A 21,841-nucleotide genomic window follows, 5' to 3' on the forward strand; every position below is an offset into this window, starting at 1 on the left:
AAAGAAATAACATTAATAAAATGAGTACAGAAACTTTAAACAAAGACATTCTTAGAGGAGGTCAATTTCTTGTAAAAGAAACAAAAGCTGAAGAGGTATTTACTCCAGAAGATTTTTCTGAGGAGCAAAAGATGATGCGTGATAGTGCAAAGGAATTTGTGGACCGTGAATTGTGGGCACATTGGGAAAGATTTGAAAATAAAGACTATGCTTATACGGAAGAATGTATGAAAAAAGCAGGAGAGCTTGGTCTTCTCGGTGTAGCTGTTCCAGAAGCATATGATGGATTAGGAATGGGATTTGTATCGACAATGTTAGTATGTGATTATATCTCTGGTGCTACCGGATCATTCAGTACTGCTTTTGGAGCTCATACAGGTATTGGTACCATGCCTATAACATTATATGGTAATGAAGAGCAAAAGAAAAAATATGTTCCAAAATTAGCGACCGGCGAATGGATGGGATCCTACTGTTTAACAGAACCAGGAGCTGGATCCGATGCTAACTCTGGTAAAACAAAAGCTGTTCTTTCTGATGATGGTAAACATTATTTGATCTCTGGTCAGAAAATGTGGATCTCTAACGCAGGGTTCTGTAACATTATGATCGTTTTTGCTCGAATAGAAGATGACAAAAATATTACAGGATTTATTGTTGAATACGATCCTCAAAACCCTAATGGGATTTCTTTAGGTGATGAAGAAAAAAAATTAGGTATCCACTCCTCCTCTACGCGTCAGGTATTTTTTAGTGATACTAAAGTTCCTGTAGAAAATATGTTATCAGAAAGAGGTAATGGTTTTAAAATCGCTATGAACGCCCTAAATGTTGGTAGAATCAAATTGGCTGCTGCTTGTCTGGATGCACAACGCAGAGTAATTAATGAGGCAACTAAATATGCAAATGAGCGTATCCAGTTTAAAACTCCAATCATGAATTTCGGGGCGATCAAGTCTAAAATTGCGGAGATGGCTACCAATACATATGCTGATGAATCTGCTAGCTATAGAGCTGCCAAAAATATTGAAGATCGAATTGCTATTCGTCAAGCGGAAGGAAATTCACACCAAGAAGCAGAACTAAAAGGTGTAGAAGAGTATGCTATCGAATGTTCTATCCTTAAAGTAGCAGTTTCTGAAGATGTACAGAATTGTACCGATGAAGGGGTACAGATTTTTGGAGGAATGGGATTCTCTGCAGATACTCCAATGGAGTCTGCCTGGAGAGATGCCCGTATTTCTCGTATATATGAAGGTACGAATGAAATCAACAGAATGTTGGCAGTTGGTATGTTAGTAAAGAAAGCTATGAAAGGACACGTAGATCTACTGGGTCCTGCAATGAAAGTTGCTGATGAATTAACTGGAATTCCTTCTTTCGATACTCCTGATTACTCCGAATTGTTTGCAGAAGAAAAAGAAATCCTGGCTAAGCTTAAGAAAGTTTTCTTAATGGTAGCAGGATCTGCCGTTCAGAAATATGGACCAAAGTTAGAAGAGCACCAACAGCTATTAATGGCCGCTTCTGATATTTTGATTGAAATCTATATGGCAGAATCTACGATTTTACGTACAGAGAAAAATGCAAAACGTTTTGGAGAGGATTCTCAGGAAATTCAGATTGCCATGTCTCAACTTTACTTATATAACGCTGTAGATATCGTTATCAAAAAAGGAAAAGAAGGAATTGTTTCTTTTGCTGAAGGAGATGAGCAACGCATGATGTTAATGGGACTTAAACGTTTCACTAAATATGCTAATCAACCTAATGTTGTTTCATTAAGAACCAAGATTGCTGATAAAGTAGCCGCAGAAAACGGATACTGCTTCTCATAATTATATATCCCAACCTAAGGATCAAAACTAGGTAGTTGTTTAATTTTGATTTAAGAGACCGTCTTTCTGTTGGGGAAAGGCGGTTTTTATTAAATATCACTTTAGGAATTATTCTTAACAGTATTTGCAAATTTTATAATATATGAATTCTATATATTTGCGAATGCACAGATTTCTACAAACCATTCTTTTATCTTTTATCTTTTCATTGTTATCGTCAATTATAGGACAAACTCAAGTAAAGTTAAAACCAAAATTGACTGACTTGGAGCAACTAGAAAAACAAGAAAACAAAATATCCAATGAAGTCAGAAAACACCTAAGTAGTGGAAATGAAAATAAAGCTTATCAAACAGCACAAAGACATCTAAAAGATTTTAAAACAGATCTTGGAAAAGCGAGCTTATCAAATCTTTTGGTTTATTATTATAATGTAAAAAGTGTACCGGATTCCGCTATCTTTTATGCTAACAAAATATTATCCTTCAAAAATTTTAGTAATGATACTACAAGAGATAAATATTATATAGAGGCATATACAGCCCTATCCTATAATTATGGCTCGAAAGGATTATATGAAAAAAGCAAGAAAAATCAACTGAAAGGAATAGAAGTTGCAAAAAAAATTAAAGATACGACCCGATATTATCGACAACTATTTGGCCTCGCGATATCATATTCTAGAGAGGGCAAAGATAAAGAAGCATTAAACTATTTTAATGAAATTTTGACTTATAAAAAAGATCCTCAACTAATTCAAAAGTGCTATAGTAACATTGGTGTGATTCATGCTAATTCTAAAAACTATGAAGCATCTATTGACAACTATAGAAAAGCTTTAGATCTTTGTACTCCTGAGGACTATTATAGTCGAATTCTAAATACGATGAATATTGGCTCTGGCTATATTGATTTAGGACAATATGATGAAGGTATAAGGTTTATTAGAGAAAGTATTAACATTAAACCAAAAGATAAATACCCAGAAATTAGAGCTAGTGGTTTAAGAAAAATAGGGAGCACTTTGGTTTTGCAAGAAAAATACGATGAAGCAAAAACTATCTTTGACTCCTGTCTAGAAAAGGCCACGAAGTATGGATGGGTAGAAGAACAACTAAAACTGTATGACAACTCTAGAGAACTTGCTATTCTTCAGAATAAGTATAAAGATGCATTAGAATATCAAACGGCGCAATATAAGATCAAAGACTCTATAAATACACTTCAAAAAGATAAAGAAATTAATCAATTAGAAGTAAAATTTAGAACACTTCAAAAGGAAAAAGAGATTAAAGTTTTACAAAATGAAAATACAATTAAATCCCTAGCGCTAAAAAATCAGAGTAAAACATTAGAAAATGTTCGTCTACAAACAAAAATAGCTGAACAAGAAAATCAAAATAAAATCTTATCATTAGTTAATGAATCTGAAAAGACAAAAACTGAATCCGAGAAAACAAAAAATGAAATTATTATACTGAAGAAAGATCAGGAAATTCAGGAATCAGAAATAAATAGACAAAAATCTGCAAAAAGAATTATTTTAATTGCTTTTTTTATCATTCTTATTCCCATCATTGGTTTACTTTTCCTTTACTATCAAAAGTTAAAAACTCAAAATTTACTTAACAAAAAGCAAAAAGAAGTCAGTGAACAAAAAATTGCTACATTAATCCGAGATCAAGAGCTGAAAATGATTAAAGCCTCAGTAGAAGGTCAGGATAAGGAACGAACACGAATTGCCCAAGAACTTCACGACAGTATTGGTGGTAATCTTGCCGCAATTAAATTACAATTCAGTAATCTCTCTGAAAATCATCAGGAACTCGATACAATGTATCAGCAATTAGATGAAACCTACCAGCAGGTACGCACACTTTCTCATAATTTGATTCCTAAAAAGTTTAGCCAAAATAATTTCGTTGCATTGTTAAAAGAATACATGCAAAACATTGGAGATGCCAGTGATTTGACCATTAATTTCCGTGCATATCCAGAAAATAATGTTAATGTTCTTAATTCGCAATTTCATAACGAAATATTTGCAATACTGCAGGAATTAATTACCAATACTATCAAACACGCAGACGCTACAAAAGTTGATATACAAATTGATGTTATGCAAGATACCATCCATCTTATTTTTGAAGATAATGGAAAAGGATTCGATATGCTCAAAATAAAACCGGGAATTGGTCTATCTAACATAAAAAATCGTCTTCAAAGCTTATTAGGTTCATTAGAAATTGACTCGAACCCAAAGCGTAAAGGCACCATCATAATAATGGAAATCCCTAACATATCAAACATAGATAAAACAGAGGTTCTGGAAATATAAGTAGGGTTATTTAATAACCTATACGATGTATAACTAAAAATTTCGCATATGCATGGTTTCTTTTTCCTTTCTGCTTCTTTTAAAAAATAAACCGTAGCTATGGCTATGCTTGATTTTTTGCCTTTCATAAAGAAAAAATAATTCTATGAATTTATACAAATTTTTTAATCACCAATCGTATTAAACTAGTAATTATAACATAAAAAATTAGCCTTTGTTATTTACTACGTCACCCATATTGAAGGTATAAATTAAAAATAATTATACCAAGTCCTATTTTACTAAAACGCCCTTATAATAAGTAATTTACGCAACCACAGGAATTAAAAAAGAAGTTTTCGGAGAAGGGCAAATGACCAACATAATGAAATTATTAAATTTTTAGCATTCTAGAAGCATAACATCATCCTCATGATATTGCCTTGGGTAACTATAGTACTATTAAATATTTCGTAAAATCATTGAAAAAACATATTCCTATATCATTGCTTTATACGTTGAAAATAGTTTTCAAAATATCTTAAAATTCGTTTAAATACAATAAACAACTGTTAATTAAACCTTGTTTTTCAATATATTATGTAGAATAATTAGAATTTATCAACACGAAAACGTTGTAGTGACATTTCGAAACCTTAAAATTGAATAATTCGTAATAACTTAGTGAAAATTTAACACAAGAAACATTTTTATAAACTAAAAATTATGAATTATGAAATCATTTACCCTTCTCCGAAAAATTCAATTTTTTTTAAGCTACTGTAATTAGATTCAATTATTCTTTAAAATGTTGGACAGCAAAACAAAGATTAATTGTCAAAATCTAAATTCCGAAAAAATTACTTTTTTAATAGTCGTCATAAATAATATCATTGTAATGAGATAGTGCTCAACCTAGTACCTTTCTTAGATCTACGATAAAAAGCTAGTTTTCAAATTAGATTTAAAAGAAAATCTTGCTTCACATTCTTACACGACTTTCTAAAGTTATTTTCTTTGGATTAGTACTCTCTCACAACGAAAATTTGAGAGAAAACAATAACTCACTTATTACAAACTATTGTTCCACACGGAACATAAAAAATGAAAAAATGAAAAGAAAAAACTTTGTACGAACCTTAGTAAGTCTTTTATTTTGTTTGCCTTTTATTGGATTGCAGGCACAAGATGAAGACGTAATGTTTCAGGCATTTGACTGGAATGTTCAAAATCAGCCAGCTGGTCAGACTTGGTATAATGTTGTTTCTAATGCCAGAAACACTATCAGCGATGCAGGAATTGATCTAATATGGATGCCACCTCCGAGTAATTCTGCGGCACCACAAGGATATTTACCAAGAGAAATTAACAATTTTGATAGTGCTTATGGCACTACTAATCAGCTAATAACCTTAATCAATCAATACCATAGTTTAGGTTTAAAAGTGATTAGTGATATTGTCATTAATCATAGAGTCGGTACCAACGATGCAGTTACATTCACGAATCCAGCCTGGCCAACTTTTTATATAGCTGCCGATGATGAAGGTAGAAATTTTGTAAATGGTCCGGTAGAGTTTAGTATAAATAGTGACTTTGTTCCAGGTTTTGACCTTAAATCAGATGGCTCTAGTGGCGGTTTTGCAGCAGCTAGAGATATAGACCATAAAAATCCAGAGGTCAGAGCAGAAATCATCAAGTGGATGAAAAAATTACAAAATGACCTTGGTTTTGATGGTTGGAGATATGATTTTGTTCATGGATACGACCCTATTTACAACAAAGAATACAACGATGCTACCAATCCGTATTTTGCTGTTGGTGAACTATTAGAAAGTAGCAGGGTTCAGACGAATAACTTTGTAAACAGAACGCAACAATCCTCTTCTGCCTTTGATTTTAATACCAAAGTAAGTCTTCAAAATGCAATTAGAGATAATAATTTATCATATTTGAGAGATGGTCAAGGAAGACCTGCTGGTATGATCGGTATTAATCCTTCTAAATCTGTTACTTTTTTGGACAATCACGATACCGGATTTGCACAACAATGTTGTGGGTCTAATTATGTATTCCCTGGTGGAGAAACCAATCTTAGAAAAGGATATGCTTATATTCTAACACATCCAGGAAATCCTATGGTATTCTGGACACACTTTTTTGATGGAGGAACTGGAGTTCGTAATGCTATCAAAGATCTTATTTCGGCAAGAAAAAGCGTAAGAGTCCATTCAGGCTCGAATATAAGTATTGATGAAGCTCGTGGAGATTTATATGCTGCTTATATCGATGGAAAGTCAGGAACACTTGCAATGAAATTAGGATCAGGTAACTGGTCTCCAAATGGTAGTGGTTGGACATTACAAACTTCAGGTACTGATTACGCTGTATGGACACAAGGAGGAACAACTGGCGGTGGGGAAACGGTACCTCCATATACAGTGAACTTTTTCAAACCAGCTGGTTGGGGAGCAAATGTTAATGCATATGTGTTTGACGCCGGAGCGAACACAACATTACCTGGAACCAGTGGATGGCCAGGTAACGACATGACCAATATTTCAGGAACAGACTGGTATTCGTTTACAATAACTCCACCGACAGGTGTTTCTGCAAATAACCTTAGAGTTATTTTTAATGATGGAAACAATCAAACTGATGATCTATCCAGAAGTACTAATGGATGGTATCGCGGTAGTACTTGGAGCAATACATGTCCAAGCAATTGTACTGGATCCGGATCATCTGATGATGTAACACTAAACTTCCAAAAACCAGGTGGATGGGGTTCTAACACCAATATATATCTATATAATAAATCGACGAATCAAACACTTTCTGGCACTGCTGGTTGGCCTGGTACAATAATGAACAACCTTAGTGGAACTTCTTGGTGTAGAAAAACATTTACATTACCTACTGGTGTTTCTTCAAATGATGTTGGTGTCGTATTTAATAATGGAAATGGACAACAAACTGTTGATCTCACAAGAGGAACTGATGGATGGTTCAGAGTTACAGGTATTAGTAATGGAAAAAGAACAGGAATCTGGTCCAACAATTGCACTAATAATTGTCCTTCTAATAGAGCAATGGAATTTGCTGATAGTGCTGATAAGGAAAATTCTCCAGTGTCAGAAACTAGTGTTTCTATTTGGCCTAATCCAATCCAGGATAACGGAACCCTGAGTATAAATACCTCTAAAAATGGTATTTTAGAAGTATCTGTTTCTAATATGCTTGGCCAAACCAAAATGCTATACACCCAGAATACCCAAGCAGGTAATCAAACCATAGAACTCAGAGCAAAAGATCTAGGTCAATCTGGTATATATTTTTGTACGATAAGACTAAACGGAACCAAATTAACGAGTTTAAAAATTGTTAGACAATAATTTTTTTGTCCCCATAGCCACGAATACACTTTAAAAGGTGTATTATCAAAAAGCGGTCGTTCACCCCATGACGACCGCTTTTTTCTTTTCTAACTGATATAATACCCCCCACTTTAACTTTACAAAATCTTAACTTTACCATATTACAGTAAAAATAGTGGTAGTTTTTAATATCTTTCCATTCCTTTTTTAAAACTAAATTTAAAATATCAATCTTGTGAAAAAATTAGCTATAATATTTGTTTTAACCATAATGATAGGTTGCAAAAATGAACGTAGAAATAATTCAGAAAAAGCAGTAGCAACATTAAATGAAAAAACATTTTCCTCAAAACAAGAAAAAAAAGATCATCAAATTCGAAAAATAAAAAAGGCAGAAATAGCACCAAATGTAGATGGAAATATGGACGATCCTATTTGGAGTCAAACAAAATGGTATCCTATGGATCAAAATTGGATTGGAGAGTTTCCTGATTTTAAGGACTTTTTGGGCAGATACAAAATGACCTGGACCTCTGAAGCTATTTATATTTTGGTAGAAATTAAAGATGATATATTATTTGATCAACACAGCGATCCATTGAAACTCTGGTGGGATGATGATTGTGTAGAGATATTTATAGATGCTGATAACTCAGGCGGTGAGCATCAATACAGCAATAATGCCTTTGCATACCACATTGCGCTTGATGGTAATGTTGTAGATCTGGATTCAAAAAAAAAACCTGTTCTCTATAATAACCATGTTACAACAAAACGTATAACTGATGGAGATGTTACCGTCTGGGAATTTGAATTAATCGTCTACGATGATACTTATGAAGAAGGAAAGACAAATGATCCGGTAGTTTTATCTAAAGACCAAAAACTAGGGTTTGCTATTGCGTACAATGACAATGACAGTAGTAAAGAAAGAGAGAACTTTATGGGTTCTGTTTTTGTTCCTGGAGAGGATAAAAATCAAGGCTGGATCAATGCTAATATCTTTGGGACTATAGTTCTTGTGGAGTAAAAAATTCTAAAAACACCTAAAATACTTTTTCCAACCTACCTTCTTCTAAATCTTATTAATAACCAGTCCCAAATAATAGAAATAGATTATTTTGGACTGGTTATTAATAAAACACTTCTCTAAGATACTTCTCCAAATCAGATCTGATTTACCTTTTTAAAAGTAAAAACAATCAATTGTTATTGATCTTTTTTAGCAATGAAATCCCTCCCGTTTAATACTAAATCAACAGGCCTCTAACTTATTACAACGATAAAAGATCAAAATTTATGTAATAAACCGGTTTTAACCATACTCGTTAAAAAAACACAAATAACCGTTTATCAACAACACATTCAAAGGATTTATTGCGTCATTAAAACAATCAAACAATTCTTAATTACGGTTTTCCAGTAAATTTAATATGTAAAAAACTCTAAAATATTGATAAAATATACTAAATTCGCAACCGCGTTAAAAAATTACTAATAAAACTCTAAATATTAATTGTAGTTTTTTACGCACACCCAATTTCTAAATGTATTTTTAAAACTTAACAAAGCTTATGGAAAAAAAACTACTCAAGTTTCATTTTGGAATTAATCTAAGCATAAAATATAGCAAGCCTTTACTCACTGCTATTTTTATCTTATGTTGTCTAAATGTAATTAAGGGAGAAAGTCGTATTACTGAAATGAACAATTCAGAACGATTTTCATTAACCGCTAAAAACTCTTTTAGCACTGCTGAAATATTTCTATTCCAGGGAAAATTTGAAATTAAAGGACAAATCACGGATGATAGAGGCATGCCTCTTCCCGGAGCTACAGTTTCGGTTGTTGGCACCCAACGCGGAGTGATTACAGATTTTGATGGAAATTTCACCATTTCTGTTTCTAAAGGAGAAACTATTAAAATTCAGAGTTTAGGATTCTTGGATCAGGAAATACTTTTAACAGGAGATAAAAAAGAATTTTTTATTCAGATGGAATCAGCTGTCGAGTCACTGGATGAAGTAATTATCACTGATGGATATAGAAAAAGCTATAAAAAGTTATTTGCTGGCGTTGCAACCAGACTAAACGCTGAGGATATCAAAATCGATGGAGCAAGAGACGCATCTAGACTTTTAGAAGGTAGAGATGCCGGAGTAGTTGTTGATAATTTATCAGGAACTTTTGGAGCTTCTCCTCGTATTAGAATTCGTGGTAACACTTCTTTAAACGGAAATAACAATCCTATTTGGGTTGTTGATGGAGTTATTTTAGAAGATAATGTAGAATTATCTCAAAACGAGTTAGGATCAGGAGATATTAGTTCTGTAATTGGATCTTCGATAGCTGGATTAAATCCGGATGACATAGAATCATTTTCTATCCTGAAAGATGCCTCTGCAACTGCTTTATATGGTGCAAGAGCAAAAAACGGTGTGATCGTTATTACTACGAAAAAAGGTAAAAATGGCGCCTTAAAAATAAACTACTCAGGTAACTTCTCTTATAGATTAAGACCAAGATATGAGCAGTTTAACGTCTTAAACTCACAACAAGAATTATCTGTTTACGCAGAATTAGTAGATAAAAATTTAATTGATCTTACTACAGCACAATTTGCTGAATCTTATGGGGTTTTAGGAAGTTATTTTAATCTTAGAGGAACGAATGATGTAGAAATTGGAGCTAATGGACAATTATCTGATGATTTTTTTAGAAGATACCAAACCGCTAATACAGACTGGTTCAAAGTACTTTTTTCTGACATAACTACGGTTCAGAATCATTCGGTAAGTTTATCCGGAGGGTCTGATAATGCTACATATCTATTTTCTTTAGGATATTTAAAGGATGAAGGTGTTACGATCGGGGATCAAGCAGAAAGATTGACAACGAGATTAAGAAATACTTTCAAGGTTTCAGAAAAAGTAACCTTAGGTACAACCTTAGCACTTAGTATTAGAGATCAAGTTGTTCCTGGAACGAACAACAGAACTTTTAATCCAATTACCGGTGAGTATAATCGTGAGTTTGACATTAATCCGTACAATTACTCGCTTACAAACAGTCGTAGTGTTACTCCTTATGACGAAAATGGTAATTTAGAGTATTTTAGAAAAAACTATGCTCCCTTCAATATTATAAACGAATTAAATAATAATCGAATTAATATTGATGTAGCAGATATATCTGCACAACTTGACTTAGATTATAAGATAAAGGATAATTTAACCTTCAATTCTATTGTAAATTACAGACAAGCTATCACCAGAAGAGAGCACGTAATTGGAGATAATTCTAATCAAGCAGAAGCATTTAGAGCAGACGAAGGTGTTTTAGTAGATATTAATCCTTTCTTATATCAAGATCCGGACAATCCTACAAGACCTCCATATTCTATTCTACCTGAAGGAGGGTTGAATATTTATAACGAAGATGTATTAAACTATTTCTACATAAGAAATTCGATTTCTTGGAACCCGGAAATTAATTATGACAATCAATTTACTTTTCTTCTGGGACAGGAAATAAAATCTTCTACAAGAAATTCCAGAGAGTATACAGGTATTGGTATTTCTTATGATAATGGATATATCGTAAATACAGATCCTGACGCTATTGATCAATTAACTAATCAGAATGATCAATATTTTGGAATAAGTAATCTAAGAGACCGATTTGTTGGATTCTTTGCAAATGCGGGATACACCCTAAAAAACAAATACATCTTAAACGGTACCCTACGTTACGACGGATCTAATTTACAGGGAACTAGTTCAAAATCAAGATATCTTACAAGTTATAATGTAAGTGGTGCTTGGAATATTCATAAAGAAAATTTCATTACAGCTGACTGGATTAATCAGTTAAGATTAAAAGCTACTTATGGACTTTCTGGAGGAAGAGGACCATTAACCAGTGCGACATTGGACTTGCGTAGTAGAGTTCCTTTAAGACCAACCGATCAAGAAACTGTAATCGCTATTAATTCATTGGCAAATGACGATTTAACGTTTGAGAAGCTGAAAGAATTTAGTACAGGATTAGAATTTTCATTTTTCGATAATCGACTTAGCGGAGAAATTGGATATTACAATAGAAATTCATTTGACTTGATTGGGATAGTAAAAACCAGTGGTGTTGGTGGACAGGCGTTCCAGAGTGGAAATTATGCAGATCTTAAGACCGAAGGTTATGAATTTGGAATTTCTACAGTGAACTTCAAAACATCCAATTTCCAATGGAATACAAATATTAACGTTGGGTACAATACGGAGCAAATAACAGAACTACTTTTTGATCCAACTTTAGTTCAGTTAACGCAGCCTTCAGGAGCTCCATATTCCGGAAGAGAGATATCTGCTCTTTATTCAACCAGGTTCGCGGGATTAAATGAGTTTGGTATTCCAACATTTTTTGATGAAAATAATAACATAGTAACAAATATCAATCTTCAGGAAAGAGAAAATCTAGAACAGATTTTAAAGTATGAAGGCCCTACACAACCAAGAGGAGCAGGTGGTTTTAATAACACTTTCAAGTATAAAAATCTTACATTAAGTGCTAATATCACCTTTAAATTTGATTATAAAATCCGCCTTAATAGTAATTTTGGCCCTTCTTATACTGATTTCAACTCTTTATCTGGTGATTTGGTTAACCGATGGAGACTTCCAGGAGATGAAAACACAACCAATATACCTGCTATCTTAAGCGATAGAACGATACAAAATCAACTTGGTGCTGATAATGCCTATGATCTATACAATATTAGTGACGCAAGAGTTGCCGATGGTACGTATGCTAGAATGAGATCTATGGCATTAGGATTAGATGTTCCTAAAAGCTATATAGAAGGCTTAGGAATTGAATCTGCGCAATTTAGAATTCAGGGAGAGAATTTATTCCTTATTTATTCTGATAAAGCACTTAATGGTCAGGATCCAGAATTCTTCAATTCGGGAGGAACAGCACTACCGATAGCTAGATCATTTACATTTTCACTTAACGTTGGTTTCTAAAAATTAAAAAAATGAATAAATATAAATTAACACCATATATACTACTGGTTTCATTTATTTTGTCATTCACATCGTGTGATGACTATTTAGATGAATTACCAGATGACCGATTAGAACTCGACACTGCAGAAAAAGCAGCAAAAGTAGTTGCTGATTCTTATTCACAAGGTAGTTACGCCTTTACAGATATGTACACAGATTTAGCTGGTCCAACCGGATTAGAAAATGGTGGTGTCATAGCCAATGCCGGAGGTAATTTTATCGATCAAAATTCACTTCAATTATATTCTTGGCAAGACGTTGACGGAATCTCGCAGGATACTCCTACTTATTTCTGGGACAGATCCTACGAAGCTATTGCTCAAACGAATGAGGTGCTTGCTGTGATCGATGATTTACCTGGAAGTACTGATTTTAAAAACGCAATTAAAGGAGAAGCATTATTATCAAGAGCTTATAGCCACTTTATGTTGGTTAATGTATTTGCTTTACATTATGATCAAAACGCTTCCACAAATTTGGGTATACCTTATGTGCTTCAGCCGGAAACCCGTTTTCTTCCTACCTATGAAAGAAACACGGTACAAGAAGTATATGATTTCGTAGAAAAAGATCTTTTGGAAGGATTATCCCTAATAAACGATCAGTTTTTCTCTGGATCAAAAAAATATCATTTTACAAAAAAAGCAGGATTAGCTTTTGCCTCACGTTTTTATCTATGGAAGAGAGATTATGTAAATTGTATTAAATATAGTGACCTTTTCTTTGATGGAAATCCAGAGTTGTATGTAAAAAATTATGATGAACTGCAAGGATCAACATACAATGACATTGCAGATAAATACAATGAAACAACTGATGACAGCAACGTATTAGTAATGCAAAAATTCAGTAATCATCAAAGAGTAGGAACAGGTTTTAGACTTAACATCACTGATTTAAGTGTATTATTTAACAATCCATTAAATGCTTTTGATCAAAGAACTTCAACAGGTATTTGGAATGTGGGAACAGACGCAAGATACACGGCTAGATTAAGAGAATATTTTTTCAGAGAAAACTTAAGTTCTAACTCTGGATTACCATATCACGTTTCTATAGAATTAAAAGGTGAAGAGGTTTTACTAAACCGTGCAGAAGCATTATTATTTACTGGAGCGCAAGACGATGCTTTATCAGACATCAATGTGCTTGCAAGATTGAGATATAACAATCAAGAATATAACGATATCAATCAGATAATCACTTATTACAATGCCACTGATGCAATTGATGCCATTGAACAATTAATTTTGGACGAAAGAAAAAAAGAATTTTGGGATCACGGTCTTCGTTGGTTTGACATAAAAAGATTTAATCTTTCTGTATCACATAGACTTCCTGAAAATTTTGGAGGAGAGACCTTAGAGCTTTCTACAGATGATTTAAGAAAAGCAATTCAAATCCCAGATAGTGCAATAGATTTTGGAATCGCACCTAATCCTAGATAATATTAGACATGAAGAAAACAAATAATTTTATAAAAAAGCTTTTTACAATCTCTTTGTTAAGTATTACACTCATTAGTTGTGAAAGAGAAAAAAGCATTACTGCCGAAAGTATTTTTGAACAAGAACAAGAGTCTACAGACCCTTTGGATATTTATTTAAAAGAGGAATTTAGAGACCCTTACGGAAGTGTTATTATTTACAAGTTTGTAGATCGCTATATAGACCCAAACAGAACCGCAGTTCCTCCAAGGAGAGATGTAGTACAACCTGTAGCAGAATTAATAAAACAAGCCTGGATAGAGCCTTACAATATGGGATCTGATCAAGGAGAAGAATTTTTGAAGAGATATTTTCCGGCAGAGATTGTATTTTTAGGATCTCCTCTCTATAATGGCGACGGTACTATTACTTTAGGTACTGCAGATGCCGGGGTACGAGTGACTTTAACTCAGGTTAATGATTATAGCCCTGATAACAATGAATGGATTATACAATCATTTAGGACATTACACCACGAATTTGCTCACATTATTGATCAAAATTTCAATTTTGATGTAGAATCATTCTATGAAATCTCAGGAGAAGATTACACTTCTCCAGGTACTTGGACAACCTTGATTTCCGGAAGTGAAAACAGTACTCAATCCATAAACAATGCTATTTCACGTGGTATGGTTACACCTTACGGTACTTCTTCGGTAGCTGAAGACTTTGCAGAGATTGTTGCCAGAATAATTACTACGGATCCGGTTGAATTTGAAAACACATATTTAACTCTTGAAAGTTGTGCTGGTGGAGATGAAGCTTGTTTTCAAAGAAATATTGGACGTCAAAGAATTCAAGAGAAATATAACGCTGTTTTACGATACATGAAGGAAGATGTTGGTATTGATTTATTAATAGTGAGAGACGAATTTTTAAATACCCTTAATTAATAATACAAAACATAATAATATGTTACGAAATATAAAAATTAGTTCATTATTGTTTTTACTATTAGCAGTTTTTGCGTGTAGTGATGATGATGTTCAACCCTTATTCGAACAGGATTCTGACACAAGAGTAAATCTATTATTGGAATCTTATCGCGAGACTTTAATTAATTCAGAATTTGGATGGAAAACCGTATACCAGCCAGGAAGCAATTTTGGAGGAAATAATATTTATTTAAATTTTAATGAAGATAACACAGTAGATATTGTTTCAGATGTATTAGGTGGTCAAAATGATTTAGAAACAACCTTTAGAGTGGGAATTAGCCAATTCCCTGAATTAGTATTCGAAAATTATACTACGTTCCACGCTTTATTCGAAGCTCAAAACTTTAGTCTTGGTGCTGAATTTGAGTTTATATTTGAAGAAGTTAGTGATAATCAGATTATTTTTAGAAGTAAAACAGATATTTCTGACCCAACAGAAATAATTTTCGAAAAAGCATCTGCACAAGATCAGGAGATCATTGAAAATTTAAGAGATTTCTATTCACAATTAGAAGATGAGAATAATACTTTTAGATTTATTAGAAATTTAGTTGTATTAAATGAAGCTAATGAGATATTGTATAATAGAACCTTTACCTATTTTGATGATTTAGAAAGAACTGCAGGTGTTACCAATTTTGATGCGGCAACCGGATCTATTTCTACAGAAACTTTACCTATTGCGGTAACCGATGAAGGATTTCGTTTTTTACAACCATTAACTCTTGGAGATTTAAGCATTACTACATTTGTATATGACCAAGACTTTGGCACTTATACCTCTACAGATAGCGGTGTGACTACCATAATCGGATATGACTTAGCTCCTGTAGCTACCGAAATCATCCCTGAACTTGCTTCTGCTGATGTAAATTCTTTTGGAGTGGATTTTTCAACCTACTCTTACTTTGATGAATCTTTTGGAAGTACTTTTCTTAGTCAAACTTCAGAGAATTTTATAAACCTAGCTAAGGTAAGTGACCTGTATAGAGTGGATATGGTTCTTGATGATCCTTTCTTTTCTAATCAATCATATTTTATTTTTAACATGAATGATGGAAGTTTCAACTTTGCTACATTCACCAGAGAAGTTATAGCAAATGAGAGAGTAGTTTTTACATTTTCTGAATTCTTTGGAGACCCGGATGGTCTTATTAATATATTCGCCTTGTTATTTAGCGCCGATGGATTTTACATGACACAAACAAATGAAAGTCAGTTTAGTGCCAATCCATCTTATAAATTCACAAGTGTAGCTGCACCAAATCTTAATTTCTCTGTTTACGGAATATAGTAAAAACGAGAGTTAGCCTATTTTTTAAAATCTTTGGGAATAACAATTCCCAAAGATTTTATTTTTTGTTTTAATTGTGATTATAATGGTTTATTAATAGCTACCCATATCAAAATCAATATAATTTATCACATATCACTACGCTATGGTATCCATAAGCTCTTCCTCCTTAGTTACACCCCCGGAAAAATTGACAGCTGTTTCTATAAGCGCTAAATGAGAATATGCCTGCGGAAAATTACCCAATAATCTTTTTGATTTAAAATCGATATCCTCACTAAACAATCCTAAATGATTGCTGTATGATAATAGCTGATCGAACATTCTTTTGGCTTTTTCCTTTTCACCTATTTTATAAAGACTATTGATAAACCAGAAACTGCATATTGTAAAAGAAGAAGAAGGTAATCCAAAATCATCTTTGTTTTTGTAACGATACAGCAGTCCGTCATTACACAATTCTCTTTCGGTTGCTTTTACGGTACCTATAAATCTGGGATCTTTGGGGTCAATAAAACCATACGATTCCATTAATAAAGTAGACGCGTCAAGGTCAGAAGACCCATAAGATTGCGTATATGCCTTTACTTCCTCATTCCAAGCATTGTTATAAATATCATTATAAATTCGATCTCTAAGTTCTGTCCATCTTGGATTGTTATCAGTTTTACCGATTAGCTCTCCAATTTTTATGGCTCGGTCTACAGCAACCCAACATAACAGTTTTGAAAATGTAAAATGCCTTTCTTCGGTTCTAAACTCCCAAATCCCTTTGTCCGGTTTTTCCCAATTAACATTCACAATATGTACAATACTTTTGCTAATGGTCCATAAACTCTCGCTGTTATCCAGGTCACAGTCAAACTTTACGAACTGCTGATAGATTACATTCATCAAAATTCCATAAATATCATTTTGTTTTTGATGATATGCTGCATTACCAATACGTACGGGGCTTGATCCTTTATAACCTTCTAAGTGATCCAATGTTTTTTCTGTTAGCTGTCTTTCACCATTGATTCCATACATGATCTGTATTTTCTCATCTTTGTCAGGAATAATATCGATAATAAACTGAAGAAAACGTTGTGCCAACCTTTTGTGACCTAAATCAGAAACCACTTTAATCACCATGGACGCATCTCTAATCCAACAAAATCTATAATCCCAGTTACGAACCTCTCCTATGGTTTCTGGCAATGAAGTAGTCGCGGCGGCTAATACAGCTCCTGACTTTTCATAGCTTAATAACTTAAGTACAAGTGCGCTTCTCAAAATTTGCTCATTATACATCTTGTACGAAGTAGTATTCTCACTCCAGTTCAACCAATAAACTCTAGTGCGTTGTAGTTTTAAATAACTACGTTCTAAGGATTGTTCTAGCAATTTTTCGTGATAACTAATGACAAAATATGCATGACCTGTTAATTGAATTTCTTCTCCGTTTAAGATAGCCTCAGAATCAAGGTCGGAATAAAGATATAAGGTATCATACTTATCCTTATCTGTGATACTTTTTATATAGGTATCCGAAGTAACAAAATACGTTTCCTCTTTTGCATATTCCAGTTTCGGGTTATATCTAACACGAAAAGAAGGCGCACCAGAAATATGTTTGATATACCTAATAATATCAGAAGGAGCATAATAAGAGCCATCATCTTCTCGGTATCGAGGCATAAAATCAATACTTTCAAAAATATCATTTCCATTACTAAATTCGGTTACCAAAATATTAGTTTTTGGAATATATTTTTGAGAAACGGTATAAGCATCCGAGACTAAAATTTCAAAAGATCCTCCTTTTTTATCATCAAGAATTTTTGCAAAAACTGAGGACGAATCAAAATTTGGCAAACAACACCAATCAATTGCGCCTTTTTTTGAAATTAACGCTGCACTTTTACAATTTCCAATAATTCCGTAATCCAAATTGTTCATATATTCCCAAATTCTTTTAAATAAACGTACCTTTATTCACAGAACCGAAATTTAATCATTCAAAATTAGTCAACCAACTTTCATCACGCTTTATGAGTAAAACTATCATAATCTCAAATCGACTGCCTTTACAATTAGAAATTGATAATAATTCTATAAATACAATACCAAGTGTTGGAGGATTAGCAACAGGAATGAAATCTGTGCACTCCGGAAGCGATAGTATTTGGATAGGATGGAGCGGTCTTACTGAAGAACAATTAGACCAGAAAAAAGAAAAATTAGTTAAAAACGCATTAAAAAAACATCAATGTGTAGGAGTACCGTTAACAGCATCAGACATAGATGGTTTTTATTATGGTTTTAGTAACAATACCTTATGGCCATTATTCCATTACTTTATGGAATATACTGAGTTTGATAAGGAAAACTGGGAGACCTATCAACAAGTTAATCAAAAATTCGCCGATGTAGTTATTGAAAACTTGGACGAAGAAGATACCATATGGGTACACGATTATCAGTTGTTGTTGTTACCAGAAATGATACGCAAAAAGAAACCCAATGTAACTATAGGATTCTTTTTACATATCCCATTTCCATCATATGAGGTATTTAGGACTATCCCATGTAGAGAAGAACTGTTAAAAGGGTTATTAGGAGCTGATCTTATCGGTTTTCACACCTATGACTACGAACGTCACTTTTTAAGTTCTGCTCAAAGAATTTTGGGGTTAGAAATTAACTTCAACAATGTACATAAAGATAATAGAATTGTTAAGGTAGATTCTTTTCCAATGGGAATTGATTATGAAAAATTTCATAATGCCGCAACAGTTCATAATACCAAAGAAAAAAAGGATCAGACTGAAATACAGCAAAAAATAGATGAGCATCTAGCTAGTGGGGATCGTGCAAAACTAATCTTATCGATTGATCGATTGGATTATACCAAAGGTATTGCCAATAGATTAAGAGCCTTTGAATATTTCTTAGATAAATATCCACAGTTTAAAGGAAAGGCAAGGTTGGTGATGTTAGCCGTTCCATCCAGATCCAACGTACCACAATATCAGTTGTTAAAAAATGAAATTGATCAATTAGTTGGAAGGATTAATGGAAAATTCTCTGAAGTTAGCTGGACGCCTATTTGGTATTTTTATCGTTCTATGCCTTTCGAAAATTTAATTGATTTATATACCTCTAGTGAGGTCGCTTTATTAACTCCAATACGTGATGGAATGAATCTAGTTGCTAAGGAATATATCGCATCTCGAGTAAATCAGGATGGAGTACTTATTTTAAGTGAAATGACTGGGGCATCTAATGAACTGAGTGAAGCACTAATTATCAATCCTAACAACTTTGAAGAAATTGCAGATACGCTAAAATTTGCGTTAGAAATGCCTGAAGAGGAACAAATAAAAAGAAACAAAGCATTGCAAAAGCGACTAAAAAGGTATAATGTAGAGAAATGGGCAAATGATTTTATGGAATCACTAGAAGCAACTAAAACAAACGCAAAGCGATATTCTCTAAAAAAATTAACTTCTTCCGTTAAAGAAGATATCCTAACAGATTTTAGAAAAGCTCAAAACAGAATTCTTTACATCGACTATGATGGTACTCTGGCTCCTTTCGAAAAAATTCCAGAAAATGCGAAACCAACGCAAAAAATATTTGATGTTTTAGATGCGTTACAAAATGATACCCAAACTAAGGTGATCTTAATAACAGGAAGGGATAAATTTACATTTAATAAATGGTTTGGTCATAAAGATTACACTCTGATTACTGAACATGGTGCCTGGCTAAAAGAAAGTAACAAAGATTGGGAGCTGTTAGAACGGGTAAACAATGATTGGTTTAAATCCATATCTCCAGTATTAGAGTCTTTTACGGATAGAACACCGGGTTCGTTAATAGAAGAGAAAAATTACTCATTGGCCTGGCATTTTAGAAATGTAGATCCAGATTTAGGGAAGCTAAGAGCTATGGAGTTAAAAACTACCATACAACATCTCATTGCTAATCATAATTTAGAAATACTGGAAGGTGATAAAGTCTTGGAAATAAAAGTAAGTGGAATCAATAAAGGAAAATCTGCCTGTAAAATGCTCACAGAAAAAGAGTATGACTTTATATTTGCTATTGGAGATGATTGGACAGATGAATATATGTTTAGAGAACTTCCTGACACTGCCTTTACCGTAAAGGTTGGTCTTAAGAAAACAGTAGCCAGATACTACGTTGAAGGTACAGATCAAGTACACGAATTATTAAAAGAATTTAACTAACATTTGCAAACAGAGCTCTCTGAAACATAAATTCTATATACTTCCGGTTATTATTATTGCACAGTTTTTCTGTACTTCTTTATGGTTTGCAGGAAATGCTGTTATTGATGATTTTGCAGCTCAATTTACCGTAGGATTTAATATTCTAGGATATCTTTTGTCTACGGTTCAATTTGGATTTATCGTTGGTACACTAACGTTTGCCTTATTGACCTTGGCAGATAGGTTTCCTCCTTCCAAAGTCTTTATGATATCCGCCATACTGGGAGGTCTTTGCAACATCGCATTATTGATACCTAATATTACGGTACTAAATGTACTTACGGCTCGTTTTGGCACTGGTTTTTTCCTTGCGGGTATCTATCCCGTAGGTATGAAAATAGCATCTGATTATTATAAAGATGGATTAGGAAAAGCGTTAGGTTATTTAGTAGGTGCGTTGGTTTTGGGTACCGCGCTACCACATTTATTAAAAGAACTTTCATGGAATAGTGACTATAAAGTAGTGATTCAATCCACTAGTTTGCTTGCAGTTATCGGTGGTTTGTTGATTTTTTTACTTGTGCCGAATGGCCCCTTTAGAAAACCTGTTTCAAAACTTCAACTTGGTGTCATAACACAGCTTTTTGAAATTATCAGTTTCAGAAAGGCGGCAATGGGTTATTTTGGTCATATGTGGGAGTTGTATGCCTTTTGGGGATTTATTCCTATTGTATTAAAAACTTACGTAAAACAGCATAACATAACAATTGCAATATCGTTCTGGTCATTTATTATTATCGCTGTAGGGTTTTTCTCTTGTATACTAGGTGGTTATATTTCTTTGCAAACAGGAAGTAGAAAAGTTGCTCGATATTCGCTCATCATTTCTGGATTATTTTGCCTGTCCTCTCCGTTTTTATTTCAATTACAGACAGAATTATTCTTAGGGTTACTATGCATTTGGGGAATGGTGGTGATATCTGATTCTCCACAATTTTCTACCTTAGTTGCAGCTGCAGCTCCACCAGAACTAAGAGGAACAGGACTCACTATTGTAAATTGTATTGGATTTGCAATTACTATTATAAGCATCCAGTTGCTTTCTTATGTAATAAACAAAATAGATCCTGTATATTTATTTGTATGCCTAGCGATCGGCCCGATCATAGGGCTTTATAGTTCCAGAAAAAAGTAAGTAAACTTGATAAGGCTGCTACTCACATCCGTTTCAATTACATTTCTTGGTATCGTTTTTTGCGCAACGCAGTGCCTACTTATTTATTTTTAAAAATTAACAAGAT

At 33.4% G+C, this 21,841-nt stretch carries 11 protein-coding genes; 10 read left to right on the top strand and 1 reads right to left on the bottom strand.

Annotated features, from left to right (window positions below):
* Positions 1-20 precede the first annotated feature (20 nt).
* The 8 genes from ACWGOQ_RS10440 to ACWGOQ_RS10475 all read left to right on the top strand — a co-directional run bounded on the left by ACWGOQ_RS10440 (position 21) and on the right by ACWGOQ_RS10475 (position 16,320).
* Positions 21-1,838: an acyl-CoA dehydrogenase FadE gene (locus tag ACWGOQ_RS10440; RefSeq protein WP_452058258.1), complete on the top strand. Its 1,818-nt coding sequence runs from the start codon at positions 21-23 to the stop codon at positions 1,836-1,838.
* A 142-nt stretch (positions 1,839-1,980) separates the two neighbouring features.
* Positions 1,981-4,176 carry a tetratricopeptide repeat-containing sensor histidine kinase gene (locus ACWGOQ_RS10445; protein ID WP_458202728.1) on the top strand — a complete coding sequence of 732 codons (2,196 nt, stop codon included), beginning with the start codon at positions 1,981-1,983 and terminating at the stop codon, positions 4,174-4,176.
* Positions 4,177-5,267: 1,091 nt separating this feature from the next.
* The gene (locus ACWGOQ_RS10450; protein WP_452058256.1) at positions 5,268-7,550 is read left to right on the top strand and encodes a starch-binding protein; all 2,283 of its coding nucleotides are present in this window, start codon (positions 5,268-5,270) and stop codon (positions 7,548-7,550) included.
* Positions 7,551-7,767: 217 nt separating this feature from the next.
* Positions 7,768-8,562 (top strand): sugar-binding protein, encoded by a 795-nt coding sequence (locus tag ACWGOQ_RS10455; protein ID WP_452058255.1) that lies wholly within the window; start codon positions 7,768-7,770, stop codon positions 8,560-8,562.
* A 544-nt stretch (positions 8,563-9,106) separates the two neighbouring features.
* Positions 9,107-12,556: a SusC/RagA family TonB-linked outer membrane protein gene (locus tag ACWGOQ_RS10460; protein ID WP_452058254.1), complete on the top strand. Its 3,450-nt coding sequence runs from the start codon at positions 9,107-9,109 to the stop codon at positions 12,554-12,556.
* An 11-nt stretch (positions 12,557-12,567) separates the two neighbouring features.
* Positions 12,568-14,046, top strand: coding sequence for a RagB/SusD family nutrient uptake outer membrane protein (locus ACWGOQ_RS10465; protein WP_452058253.1), 1,479 nt, complete (start codon positions 12,568-12,570; stop codon positions 14,044-14,046).
* An 8-nt stretch (positions 14,047-14,054) separates the two neighbouring features.
* Positions 14,055-14,981 carry a substrate import-associated zinc metallohydrolase lipoprotein gene (locus ACWGOQ_RS10470; RefSeq protein WP_378289024.1) on the top strand — a complete coding sequence of 309 codons (927 nt, stop codon included), beginning with the start codon at positions 14,055-14,057 and terminating at the stop codon, positions 14,979-14,981.
* Between the two features lie 19 nt (positions 14,982-15,000).
* Positions 15,001-16,320, top strand: coding sequence for a DUF4302 domain-containing protein (locus tag ACWGOQ_RS10475; RefSeq protein WP_452058252.1), 1,320 nt, complete (start codon positions 15,001-15,003; stop codon positions 16,318-16,320).
* A 138-nt stretch (positions 16,321-16,458) separates the two neighbouring features.
* Here the strand turns inward: ACWGOQ_RS10475 and ACWGOQ_RS10480 are convergent, their stop codons facing one another.
* Positions 16,459-18,261 (bottom strand): glycoside hydrolase family 15 protein, encoded by a 1,803-nt coding sequence (locus ACWGOQ_RS10480; protein WP_452058251.1) that lies wholly within the window; start codon positions 18,259-18,261, stop codon positions 16,459-16,461.
* A 92-nt stretch (positions 18,262-18,353) separates the two neighbouring features.
* On the opposite strand from ACWGOQ_RS10480, the gene ACWGOQ_RS10485 reads away from it, so the two are divergent.
* Together ACWGOQ_RS10485 and ACWGOQ_RS10490 are read left to right on the top strand one after the other, a co-directional pair.
* The gene (locus ACWGOQ_RS10485) at positions 18,354-20,558 is read left to right on the top strand and encodes a bifunctional alpha,alpha-trehalose-phosphate synthase (UDP-forming)/trehalose-phosphatase (RefSeq protein ID WP_452058250.1); all 2,205 of its coding nucleotides are present in this window, start codon (positions 18,354-18,356) and stop codon (positions 20,556-20,558) included.
* Between the two features lie 55 nt (positions 20,559-20,613).
* Complete coding sequence (locus ACWGOQ_RS10490) at positions 20,614-21,735, top strand: MFS transporter (protein ID WP_458202812.1); 1,122 nt, start codon at positions 20,614-20,616, stop codon at positions 21,733-21,735.
* Positions 21,736-21,841 lie beyond the last annotated feature (106 nt).

It is taken from the genome of Aquimarina ulvae (assembly GCF_053613295.3).

Excerpts from the sequence above, each read along its gene's own strand:
- ACWGOQ_RS10440 (WP_452058258.1), top strand. The coding sequence starts at position 21 with ATGAGTACAGAAACTTTAAACAAAGACATTCTTAGAGGAGGTCAATTT.
- ACWGOQ_RS10445 (WP_458202728.1), top strand. The coding sequence starts at position 1,981 with ATGAATTCTATATATTTGCGAATGCACAGATTTCTACAAACCATTCTT.
- ACWGOQ_RS10450 (WP_452058256.1), top strand. The coding sequence starts at position 5,268 with ATGAAAAGAAAAAACTTTGTACGAACCTTAGTAAGTCTTTTATTTTGT.
- ACWGOQ_RS10460 (WP_452058254.1), top strand. The coding sequence starts at position 9,107 with ATGGAAAAAAAACTACTCAAGTTTCATTTTGGAATTAATCTAAGCATA.
- ACWGOQ_RS10465 (WP_452058253.1), top strand. The coding sequence starts at position 12,568 with ATGAATAAATATAAATTAACACCATATATACTACTGGTTTCATTTATT.
- ACWGOQ_RS10470 (WP_378289024.1), top strand. The coding sequence starts at position 14,055 with ATGAAGAAAACAAATAATTTTATAAAAAAGCTTTTTACAATCTCTTTG.
- ACWGOQ_RS10475 (WP_452058252.1), top strand. The coding sequence starts at position 15,001 with ATGTTACGAAATATAAAAATTAGTTCATTATTGTTTTTACTATTAGCA.
- ACWGOQ_RS10480 (WP_452058251.1), bottom strand. The coding sequence starts at position 18,261 with ATGAACAATTTGGATTACGGAATTATTGGAAATTGTAAAAGTGCAGCG.
- ACWGOQ_RS10485 (WP_452058250.1), top strand. The coding sequence starts at position 18,354 with ATGAGTAAAACTATCATAATCTCAAATCGACTGCCTTTACAATTAGAA.